Source organism: Actinomadura madurae (genome assembly GCF_900115095.1).
Taxonomy (GTDB): Bacteria; Actinomycetota; Actinomycetes; order Streptosporangiales; family Streptosporangiaceae; genus Spirillospora; species Spirillospora madurae.
In genome coordinates this window covers 724,624-735,268 of the sequence record NZ_FOVH01000002.1, presented here as the reverse complement: position 1 = coordinate 735,268, position 10,645 = coordinate 724,624, and the positions used below count along the sequence as shown (strand labels likewise).

The following is a 10,645-nucleotide window of genomic DNA, read 5'->3' as shown; positions in this document are numbered from 1 at the left end:
CGGCGAGCCGTTCGAGCGTTGCCCTGACCGAGCGGCCCGTCTCCCCCCAGAGGAAGGGCTGCGAGCGTGGGCGTGGACCACACCGCCGGGACCGACACCCGCACAGAGACCGCCGACAAACCCGCCGCATCCGAACGGCAGCAGAACAACCTGCCCGCCGACAACCCCGGCTTCCCCGGCCAGCCCTCCCGCATCGAAAGCCTGGCCCGCGCCCGCGAAGCCGCCCAGCAGGACAGTGGGACGCAGCAGACCGAGGTGAAAGAAAGCGGCGCCCAACCCGCCGACCAACGCGACGACGAGACAACCGAGTCGTCACAGAGCGACAACGGCGGCAAGGAGACGGAAGCACCTGAACAGACCGAGACCGGGAGCACCGGCCAGGACCAGGGCGAGCGGGGCAAAGATAACGGCGCCTCCGAGACGGGCGAGGCCGGATCGCAGGGACGCCGCGATGAGGAACCTCGTTCCGAAGGCAAGGGCACCCCGGCCGAGAACAAGCCGGAAACCGGCACATCCGGTGACCGCGGGCAGCCCGCCAACCAGTCCCAAGAACAGCGGACCGACACCCGTACCGAAACCGGCGACAGACCAGCCTCACCCGAGCGCCAGTACACCCTCCCGGCCGACAACCCCGGCTCCCCCGGCCAACCGTCCCGCATCGAAAGCCTCGCCCGCGCCCGCGAACCCGCCCAGGAGAACGGCACCCAGCAGACCGAGAACACGAGCATCGGTGACAGGCCTTCTCAGGAGCGTGACGCCCAACCCGCCACAGCCCAGGCCGCGAGCGAGGGCCCGACCAACGGCGTGAACGGCAGGCCCGAGACGGAGCAGGAAGGGGATGCGGGGAGAACGGTCATTGGTCAGGGCACGCCCGAGTCCAGCGACTCTGGTCGGCCTGCGGACGGGTCTGCCCAAGGACGAACCGACGGCCAAGGTGAGACTGCCGACAGACTCGCGCCGTCCGAACGCCAGTACACCCTGCCGGCCGACAACCCCGGCTCCCCCGGCCAGCCGTCCCGCATCGAGAGCCTGGCCCGCGCCCGCGAACCGTTCCAGCAGGAATCCGATGCCCGGCAGGCGCAGGCCACCGGCCAGGAGCAGGACGCGGGCACACCGGCGGCGGACCAGAGTCCTCCCGAGCCCGCGGCCCCCGACGCATCGCCGAACACCGAGCAGGATCCACAGGCCACCGGAAAGCCCGACGCCGAAGGCCCCCAGCCCTACCACGAACGGACAGGCGAGAACACCGAACAGCCCTTCGGCCCGCAGGAGGGCGGGCAAGAAGGCAGGCCCGGCGAACCCCAAGCCCATGAGCGCGCCGCCGAACCGGCCGGTGACTCCGAACAGACCCCGCAGATCCCGGACGGAGAAAGGACCGCCGACGGTCGCAGTTCCCAGCCCCAAGAGGCCGAGCGACCTCCGGAGGAACTCGGCGAGCAGCGCACCACCGATGACGCCGCACGCCCCCAAGAAGCGGCAGGCCGCGACCAGGAGACGTCGGAACGGCAGGGCGAACAAGACGGTGAGCGTGGTAGTAATACCGAGAGCACAGAAGCCACCGAGGCTTCTCCTAATGAGACCAACGAGACAAACCCGGAGGCTCCCCGATATCCCAAACTCTCCGATGTGTATGTCGACAGCTCGGGAAAAGTACACGTCGAACCACGCTACGGACGGGAGCAGACAAGCAACCCCGGTGCCGAACTAGCCCCAAACGAACCCGAAACAACAGACCCAGCAGGCCTACCACCCCGCGAGGACCCGACTAGAGCAGATGTCGGCACGCGAGGACGAGGCGAGTTCGGCAGCCCCGAAAATGATCCAGCCGACCGCGATCCTCGCAAGGAGGATCCTGAGAACTCATCTCGGCGACGGGAATTCCGTCGCGGTGTATTCGACCAGCCCGCTGATGCGAAGAAATCCGTTGACACGCTCGCTGATCCCATTAGGAAGAGCTTTGAGCGAGTCCCGCCAACGGGTCAACATGCAGGCGCCAACAAGGACACGGGTCAGTTCAAATCGCCCGACCATCCGTTGCAAGCAGGCAGCATCGTGATTGCTGCGGCAGGTGCAACGATCGTCGCGATCGAAGGGGCGCGCCGCGGCAAGACGATTGCACGGCGACTGATAGGGAGAAACGATGGCAATCACTGAAAAGCAAGTGGCTGTGTTGCGCGCTCAACTGACCGGACAACACGACGAGCATCTTCGACTTGCAAAGCAACTCGAACACGACGAAGCCAACCGGGAGTATGCAGCCCTGGTAGCCGCCGCTTTCATCGTTGCGGTCGAGCGACGCTTCATTAGAGATGGAGAGTTTGCGGACGAGTCAGAGGTGATCGACTTTGTCGCGCAAGTTCGCGCCAAAAGCCCTGACATGCCGGAAGTCATCGACCCACGGCTCGCTGAAAGCTTGATACTTCATCTACTCGAAAAGGGACCCGTGTTGGATGCCGATGCGGACACCAAGTTCGGGCATCAGATCGTCCTGTTGGCCGCCCTAGCCGGCGATGAGCAGTTCACCGACAGCGAACTCGAAGCCTTCCTTTCTGAGGTTCGCCCCATCGCCGAAGATCTTCTTGAGTAATGGATTACTCGGCAGTTGAGATCCGCGAGGAGAACATCCTCGCCTTGCGCGCCTTTCTGCTGGAAGGGCCGGCAGCTTGGGTGCCCTTGCAAGACGAAATCCAGAAGGACGACGAGACGGCGGCTGGTTACATGGCGCTGCTCTACGGGGCGTTCAACGTCGCTGTGCGCCGGAGGTTCGGGCCGGCCTACAGCATCGGTGAGATCGTCCGCTGCGTCGCCGATCTGCGGATCAAGGCTGGAGAGGACGCGTACCCGATCCACCCGCTCGTGGCCGAGGGCCTGATCCGACGCGCTCTCGACGCCCCTCCAATGAAGGGCGACGGGCCGGACGACCTGAAAGCCGTCCTCCTTGCACAGGTCTACATCTTGCTGTACCTCATCGGCGAGGCGGATTTCGACCGAGCGGGTTTGGAGCAGTTCATCGACGAGGCCACCGCCTACACCGCGCAATGGCTTGCCGTGCGACATACCGAGCCATCCGTGTAACGAGCGGTTCTCGAAGACCTGTCGGGCGGGTCTTGTATGCGGGACGGTCGGGACGGCTCGTGGGCGGCCTACTCCTCGGCGCCGACCACCATTTGGCCGCCCTGGCCAGAAGGACGGATGGGACCACGTGCGTCCTTGGGCGGCGGGGAAATGTGGGCCGCCTCAAGGTCGGCCACAGTGACCAGCGGGCCCGAGCAGATGTCCCCGAGAAGTGACTCCTGGTCGGGTTCGAGCCTTACGAGTAGACCCAGCACGTTCAGTTGGTCGAGAAGTTCGGTGTTGAAATCGTCAGTCCAGTTCCGGGCGTTGATCAGGTCGAGTGGGGAGGCCGCCTTGCGGCGGCGGGGGGTGCGTAACCTGTACCCGACCCACTTGTTCACGATGCGCATGCCTCCGACGTTGTAATCCCAGACGGCGGCGGGCACGGGAGCGATCCGTCCCTGACCGCCGATCAGGAGGGTCTCGGTCTCGGCCTCGTACCGGACGGTCTCGGGCATCTCCTCTGCGGCATACGGGATCTTCTCGATGATGCGGGTACGCTCGGTGTCCGGAAGCCGGGGTGCGGAACGCGGGCGGCCGTCGCGCGCATCGTCGAAGCGCTCGCCGCGGGTGTGCAGCCAGATGACCTGCCGTCCGATATCCAAGGCGCGGTCCCAGAGCGCAACGTCCCGTGTGAGCGGAACCCGGATCCCTGAATTTTCGAGGCTCTCCCTGAAACGTCGCGTGTATGCGGGGTTGGCCACCACTGCGGCGATGTAGGCGAGTAGGTCTTCGCCGGTGACCTGGTCCCCGAACTGGCCGGCGAGATACTTCCGAAGTCCGGGCAGGAAATTGCTTGTTCCCTCACCGTCTCGATAAAGGGGGTGCACACGGCCACCTCGGCCGCCGAAGTGATCGACATCGGGAACGAAGGGGGTCATGGTCAGCCCTGGCCCCTTACTCACGAGATTAGTGTGCTGCTCGCTGACATAAACCTGCTTTTCCCCGGATACTCGCCAGAGATCCGGGCTCGGGCGATCCAGAACCCGTGAATCAAGGATGAGGTACTGCCAATCAAAGCTACGGTAGGCATAGCGTACGATACGAGGTTTCCCGGCTGCTTGATTACGTAATGACGCGGTTTGGCAGAGCTGTCCATGAATTGGACTGGGAACGATGTCCAAGTCACGATCTCTGGTGACCTTCATTAATCGTGCACGTCGATCTGGACGGCTGTTGATCAAGATTAGCCAGCGTTTCTCCAGAATTTCCATGGAAGGGGCGATGACCCAGGTTCGATTCGCTCTTGTCCCTGGCGTCTGCCAAGGCATGATGTCTGCGAGTGATGGGTGGAACGACCAGGCGTCGTCGGAGGGCGGCCGGAATTCGGCGGTCCAGTCGTCGGGGCAGAGGGACCAGCTGGGAGAGTCGAGAGTCAGCGCCCCGAGGGCGTGGAGCTTCTCATCGGCCGTGCCGGTGACCTTGCAGTAGTGGACGTCGGCCGGGGTTTCGGGGTCGGGGTCTCCGTATCGGACGAAGACGGCGATCGCCAGTGGCTGCTGGACCTTGGGGAAGAGCCTGGTCGGAACCGGCGGCTGGTGGCCCTCCGGGGAGAGGTCGATCACCCAGCCTTCATCCGCGACCTGGCGCATGTAGGAGCGCATCCCAGCGAAGGCCGCGCCCGACAGGTAGGAGGACGGAGTGATGAACGTGACCAGGCCCGCCGGGTGGTTCGGATGGGCCTCGAACGCCTTCCAGATCGCCCAGCGCCAGAAGAACACCCAGGTGGCGGCGAGTTTGTAATCAAGCCTGCCGCCCTGACGGAACTCGTCCAGGGACGGGCGCGCCGCGATGTCGGCCGGCTTCTCAGGGGCGCGCCGCTCCTCGATCCACGGGGCGGGGTCGCGGGTGTGGGCACGGTCGAGGTATGGCGGATTTCCGATGATCGCCATGACCGGAACGTCACGCTTGACCCGGTTGGCGCCCTCGCGTGACTTGCGAAGCTCGGCATACATGCGCCCGAAGGCGAGTTCCTGCCTGTCAGGGTCGTCGAACGTGTCGGCGAGGAAGCGCATCTCGTCCGGCGGGACGTCGACCTCGTGCTCTCGCAGCAGGTCGTGCAGGCGGAGTTCGGCGACAGCGAATGGTGTGACCTGCCGTTCGAATCCGATCAGCCGCTTCCGGACGAGTTCACGGAGGCGCTGCTCCGTGGCTCCCCCGCCCTGCGACGCCGCCACGGTCTTCGCAACGGCTTCGACGATCTCGACCAGGAAGGTGCCGGTTCCCATCGCGGGATCCACCACGATGACGTCCTTGGCGGCGAACCCCTCGGGACGATCAAGCTTCTCCTGAAGTATGCGGTCGCTGAATCGCACCATCGCGTGCGCTAGGCGGTCGGGCGTGTAATACGAGCCACTGAGGCGCTTGAGTTGCGGATCGTATTCTTCCAGGAAGAACTCATAGAGCAGCGAATGCGTATCGCTATCCTTCTCGAACCCGTCCCAGTCGACTGCGGAGATGACCCTGCGGAGGGTCTCGATGACGAAGAGGTTGTCGGCCGCCGCAGGGTCGGAGAGCAGTCCGAGCGCTCGGCCGATCAAGGCGTGCTGCTTGCCGAGTTGCCGTCCGATGGCGGGGAGGTCGCGGCCTTCGAAGGAGACTCCTGCGTCACGGGCCAGGAGAAGGGCGAAAGTGATCGTCTGGGCATAGGAATCGGCGAAGTCCGCCGCTTCCGTCATTCTCGGGAAAAGAATGCTCCGCCACTCGTCCGCCAGGGTCGTGAACGGACGGTCTCCGCGAACGAGCTGTTCGTGTTCGAGGACCTCGATGACTTCTTCGCGCAGATAGCGGCATAGGCGGGCCGACGTGCGCAGCAGCGTGCGCAGGTCGGGAGGGGGTGAGGGCGTCCAGTCCAGGAAGCGCCGAACGACCTGGACGAATTCGTCGTCGGCCGGACGGAGCGATCGCCCTGCCCGATCCAAGTCTCCTTCCAGTCGTGCTATGGGCCCCACTCGCACTCCATCGCGATACAAGGTGAACGTGTTCCCGGTCGTCAACAGCAGGTTGGGCAGAAGGCTGAGCTTCTGCCATTGCCGTCCTTCGTGGGAGCGCGTGGGCCAATGTTTCGGGTCTGGACTTTTCGAAGGCCCCTTCACTTCGATGTGGCCGACCCGCCCGCCGGAGAGATCAACGGCGAAGTCAGGGCGGACGGACAGTTCCCGGAGCGACACCTCAGCGTGCAGGGTGACCTTCAGCCCGAGTGCACCTGCGATGTCTCTTACCAACCTTGCCACCGGAGCCTGTATCTGGTGCTCTTCCCCACCGGCTCCGACCGCCAGCGGTTCCCGGACCGCCGCACCGAACGCGGCGACGGCTTCGGCGATCTTGGCGTGGTGGCTCCGCGGCCGCCCGGCGTCGAACGTTGACGAAAGATTGTCCGCGGCAGCGTCGACCATGCATCCTCCCGAGCCTCCGCCTACATTTTCCGCCTTTGCTGCTGAATGGCGATGGCCGATTCCGGCTCACACGGGAAGCGAGGAAAGCGTTTATCAATGAGCCGGTGACAACAATCGCACCGCAAGCCCCTCATACCGCTACCGTCACAGGCGGAGGAACGGCCGTGGGCCGGCGCGGCGTGCGATGAGGGGTCTCAATTTGTCTCGGTTACCGGGGGCTCGGGCTCACGCCGGCCGGGTGTCTGGGCGGTTCGTTGCCGGAACGCAATCTGATCACGAACGGAAGAGCAGTGCCCGATTTGCACGGTTAGCCAGTTTCTTAAACAACTCCGCCAAATTCAGACGTGTCCTCGCAGTGACAATATTCGCACCGGCTCTGGAACGCGTCGACACTGACAATCGAATAGAGTTTTGGCATGGCGGCGGTAACGGTCGACCTCGATCAGGCGCCCACCTCGGAATTGGTGGGCGCGGTATCGGCGATCGCCGCTGAGCTGGCCCGCCGGACCGCGCCGGAATCCCCGGCCGCCTGCGTCGAGCTCGCCCAGCGCCTGGCTGCCGCGAGCGATGTGCAAGAGGCCGCACTCGCCGGATTCATCGGTGTTGTCGATGCCGCCCGGGAAGTACAACGGTGGGGCTTTCCGTCCACCCGCTCCTGGTTGCGCTCACGACTCGGAATGCGTGAGGCCCGCGCCCGAGAACGCCTGACGCTCGCGCGGCAGCGGCACCGCCTCACCGAGGTGTCGAGCCGCTGGGCCGCCGGTGGCCTGTCCGTGGGATACGCCGCCGCGATCGCGGACGCGGTCGCCCGCCTGGCCGACGAGGACTGCGCCGCCGCCGAAGACACCCTGCTCGGCATGGTCGACCAGGGCTTCTCCGCCGGAAAGGTCGCCTCGTTCGGCACGCGCATCCGAGAGGTGATCGCCGTCCGCGACGGTACTGAAACGGCTCCCCGGGACGTCGAGCGCGGCTACGACCGGTCTTGGATCGACTCGACCCGCTCGCTGGACGGCGGCCGCTACATCAAGGGCTGGCTGAACGCCGAAGATGCCGCGATCTGGGACGGCACTCTCGGCCCGGGGGCCAGGCCCGCCGGGCCCGATGACCGCCGCGACCTCTGCGAGCGGACGGCGGCGGCGCTCACCGGCGTCCTGTCCGGCGGGCACCGTGCCACCAAGGTGACCGTCGTCTGCGACCTGGACACCCTCACCGGCGGCACCGCCCCCGCCCGGCTCCCCGACGGCACCCCCATCCCCGCCGCCCAGGCCCGCCGCATCGCCCTGGCAGCAGGCGTCTCCCCTCTCCTCCTCGGGAAAGGGAACCTCCCTCTCTACCTCGGCCGCACCGAACGCTTCGCCAGCCCCGCCCAACGTCGCGTCCTGGAGGCGCTCAACCCGACCTGCGCCGTCCAAGGCTGCGAGATCCCCGGGACACGGTGCGAGGTCGACCACGTTCACGGGTGGGCTCTCGGCTCCCCCACCGACATCGACCAGCTCACCCTCACCTGCGGATGGCACAACAGGTTCAAGGCCGCGAACCCGGCCCGCGTCCACATCGCCCAGGGACCCGACGGCCGCTACACCTACCGCATCCACCCACCCGGAGACGCATCGGCCTCCCCGCCCGGCCGCCCACCGCCCGAGCTCAAGGCCGCGTGATCCTCGGCTCGCCGGACGGTCGCCCGGCCGCCCCTGCGACCGTGCGCGTCATCCGCGGTCGGTGACCGCGCCCGTGAGCGTAGCCGCCGACCGGTGCCGAGGACGGTGGTCGGACACTCGCGCATGCACGGCGCAAGGCACGGCGTGGGCCATGCTGAGGGCCATGCCGGGATGGGACGCCGGACGGACGCCTGCCGCCGAGCCCCACGATGGTTCGTTCGGGCCGTGAGCAAGCAGGGGTGCCGCCCGGTCTGAGCGCGTCGGCTGTCCCCATCGGGCCCGCAGGCCGGACGCTTCTCGGACGTCGACCCGGCGCGGAGTGCAGGTGGGGTCGAAATCCAGCTCGCGTGTGCACATATCCGGCACATCGGTAGCAAGCCGATCTGGGAATTGGACGTCTTGGGGTGAGTCGGGCGCGCAAATGGTGAACGTGCGGAATTTGCCTGTGCCGATATCGGGGTCGTACTGGTTTTCGATGTGCGTAACGCGCATATGTCCGAGGGTGACCGTACGATTACCCGGAGATTGTCGATCGCGCAGCGTTAGCGATCAGTACGGATCGTGTCCGACGCGATATCGGGAGGACGGTCATGCCGAGCCCCTACGTCCGCCGTCGCCAACTGGCGGCCGAGATCCGCAAGCTCCGTGAGAGCCGTGGTCTTACGGCCGATGGTCTGGCCGGCCTCATGTTCTACAACCGCGCGAAAATCTCCCGGCTGGAGAACGCCCAGCGCCGCCCGGACCTGACCGAGATCATGGACATCCTCGACGCCCTCGAAATCACCGGCAGCCAGTACGACCGGATCTGCCAGCTCGCCCGCGAGGCCGCCCAGAAGGGCTGGTGGGACCGGTACGGCATGACCGTGGGTCCCCGCCAGAAGCTCTACGCGGATCTGGAGAGCAGCGCCGACAGCGTCCGCGCCTACAACCAGACCGCGATGCCCGCCGTCCTACAAGCCCCCGATTTCATCATGGCGCTCGTTGCCTTGGACGAGTGCCAGGGCGAGCTCAATTACGTCCCCGAGCGCATGGCCGAAGCCCGGATGCGGCGGCAACGCGAACTCCTCCGTCCGGACGGCCCTGCCTACGAGATCGTCTTGGACGAGTGCGTGATTCATCGGTTGGCCGTGCCGCCCCAAGCGATGATCAGCCAACTCCGGCACATGGTCGGTGTGGTCTCGGCCGAGGAACGGATCAGCATCCGTGTCCTGCTGCATGACGCCCCAATCCCGGGTGGCTTCCTAGCCAAGTCATCGTTCTACCTCTACACGTTCCCTGAGCCAGGCGACTCACCATTGGCGGTAGTGGACACGGTCACCACCGATCTCGTGCTCACCCAGCGCGATGAGGTGACGAGGTATACCGAGATCTACGACCGCCTCAGGGAAGCCGCGCTACCCCGCGAAAGAAGCATCGCCTTCCTCGAACGGGTAGCCAACCGGCTGACCGACCAGACAGGATCGGGAACATGACCAAGGACTTCCATCAGTGGCGCAAGTCACAACACAGTGAACCGAACGGTGAGTGCATCGAAGTCGGGCGAGCAACCGACGGCACAATCGGCGTCCGCGACACCATGCTCAAGGGTAATGGATCGACCCTGGAATTCACCAGGGAAGAATGGCGAACCTTCCTGCATGAGATCTGCATTCGGGAACGCTGAATCTTCGGAACGCCACTGGTCTTGAGGCATGTTTACGCTCCTTAAGGCCGGTGGCGTTCTACGAACGTCACACTCACCTTTCCGGATGGCGAGGTCCTTTTCCTGGAGGGGGATCGAGGATCGTCTTATACTGCCCGCCCGTCTCCATTGCTCGCGCCATCGCATCATAAACACCCAAGATCAGCGCCTTCGTCCGCACAAACCGTTCAGGGTCGTTGCACTGAAAGGCCCCGAAGCTGTCCATAATGTACTCCACGTCCTCACGGGCAACGCCATAGAGATGAAAGTATGCAGCATCCAACTCCGCCCGGATCGCGAATCGCCTCGCATCGTCCCACTTAAATGGCGCCTTGTCATCTTTTAGCTCTTCGGAAAACGATTTCAGCGCCCATGCCATGCAAGAGAGTTCTATTATTCTTTTTTCAATCCACTGCGCGGGAGAGGCACCCGCCTCCCAAGGAGCCCTCTCCTCGTAACTAGCAGGTGGCAACACCGGCAATTGCTTGACGTAGCCATATGTTAGATGAGTGCCGGCCATTTTCTGTCGCAAAATGTAGTCCAATACATACGAGTTCATGTTGGCATATAGACCCGCAACGGGGGAAAATGTCGGCATCATCAGCGGAAGAGTGTGCCCAACGGCCGACAGCAGCAGCACACTGAAGATGGCCGTGCGCTCATCGGTTGCCCGGGCGATGTCACGCCAACCGAGAAGCCATCGCTTATCCCATCGATCTGCGAGCCGATCCACTACATCCTTTTGATCAACCCAGTAACGCGGTAGGACGGTCTCACACGGCGCAGTGGCGGCTTCT

General features: G+C 64.8%; 8 protein-coding genes. 6 read left to right on the top strand and 2 right to left on the bottom strand.

Going from position 1 to position 10,645, the window contains the following annotated elements:
* The first annotated feature begins 66 nt into the window (after nucleotides 1–66).
* The 3 genes from BM339_RS48525 to BM339_RS08945 are packed head-to-tail and all read left to right on the top strand — an operon-like array spanning nucleotide 67 to nucleotide 3,075.
* Nucleotides 67–2,154 carry a hypothetical protein gene (locus BM339_RS48525; protein ID WP_143118320.1) on the top strand — a complete coding sequence of 696 codons (2,088 nt, stop codon included), beginning with the start codon at nucleotides 67–69 and terminating at the stop codon, nucleotides 2,152–2,154.
* Entirely contained in the window at nucleotides 2,141–2,587 is a 447-nt protein-coding gene (locus tag BM339_RS08950; protein ID WP_075020488.1) for a hypothetical protein, read from the top strand. Before BM339_RS48525 ends, BM339_RS08950 begins: the two co-directional genes overlap by 14 nt.
* Complete coding sequence (locus tag BM339_RS08945) at nucleotides 2,587–3,075, top strand: hypothetical protein (protein ID WP_075020487.1); 489 nt, start codon at nucleotides 2,587–2,589, stop codon at nucleotides 3,073–3,075. The genes BM339_RS08950 and BM339_RS08945 overlap by 1 nt, the downstream gene beginning before the upstream one ends.
* Nucleotides 3,076–3,143: 68 nt before the next feature.
* Here the strand turns inward: BM339_RS08945 and BM339_RS08940 are convergent, their stop codons facing one another.
* Nucleotides 3,144–6,509, bottom strand: a complete 3,366-nt coding sequence (locus BM339_RS08940) for a type ISP restriction/modification enzyme (RefSeq protein WP_083597457.1) — start codon at nucleotides 6,507–6,509, stop codon at nucleotides 3,144–3,146.
* Between the two features lie 416 nt (nucleotides 6,510–6,925).
* Here BM339_RS08940 and BM339_RS08935 point away from each other — a divergent pair, with 416 nt between their 5' ends.
* The 3 genes from BM339_RS08935 to BM339_RS08925 all read left to right on the top strand — a co-directional run bounded on the left by BM339_RS08935 (nucleotide 6,926) and on the right by BM339_RS08925 (nucleotide 9,830).
* Complete coding sequence (locus BM339_RS08935; protein WP_075020486.1) at nucleotides 6,926–8,167, top strand: HNH endonuclease signature motif containing protein; 1,242 nt, start codon at nucleotides 6,926–6,928, stop codon at nucleotides 8,165–8,167.
* A gap of 590 nt (nucleotides 8,168–8,757) precedes the next feature.
* Nucleotides 8,758–9,639, top strand: coding sequence for a helix-turn-helix domain-containing protein (locus BM339_RS08930; RefSeq protein WP_075020485.1), 882 nt, complete (start codon nucleotides 8,758–8,760; stop codon nucleotides 9,637–9,639).
* Nucleotides 9,636–9,830: a DUF397 domain-containing protein gene (locus BM339_RS08925; protein WP_075020484.1), complete on the top strand. Its 195-nt coding sequence runs from the start codon at nucleotides 9,636–9,638 to the stop codon at nucleotides 9,828–9,830. Before BM339_RS08930 ends, BM339_RS08925 begins: the two co-directional genes overlap by 4 nt.
* A gap of 73 nt (nucleotides 9,831–9,903) precedes the next feature.
* On the opposite strand, the gene BM339_RS48520 is transcribed toward BM339_RS08925, so the two are convergent.
* A complete protein-coding gene (locus BM339_RS48520) occupies nucleotides 9,904–10,581 on the bottom strand; it encodes a hypothetical protein (RefSeq protein WP_177287631.1) in 678 nt (225 codons plus the stop codon).
* Between the last annotated feature and the right edge of the window lie 64 nt (nucleotides 10,582–10,645).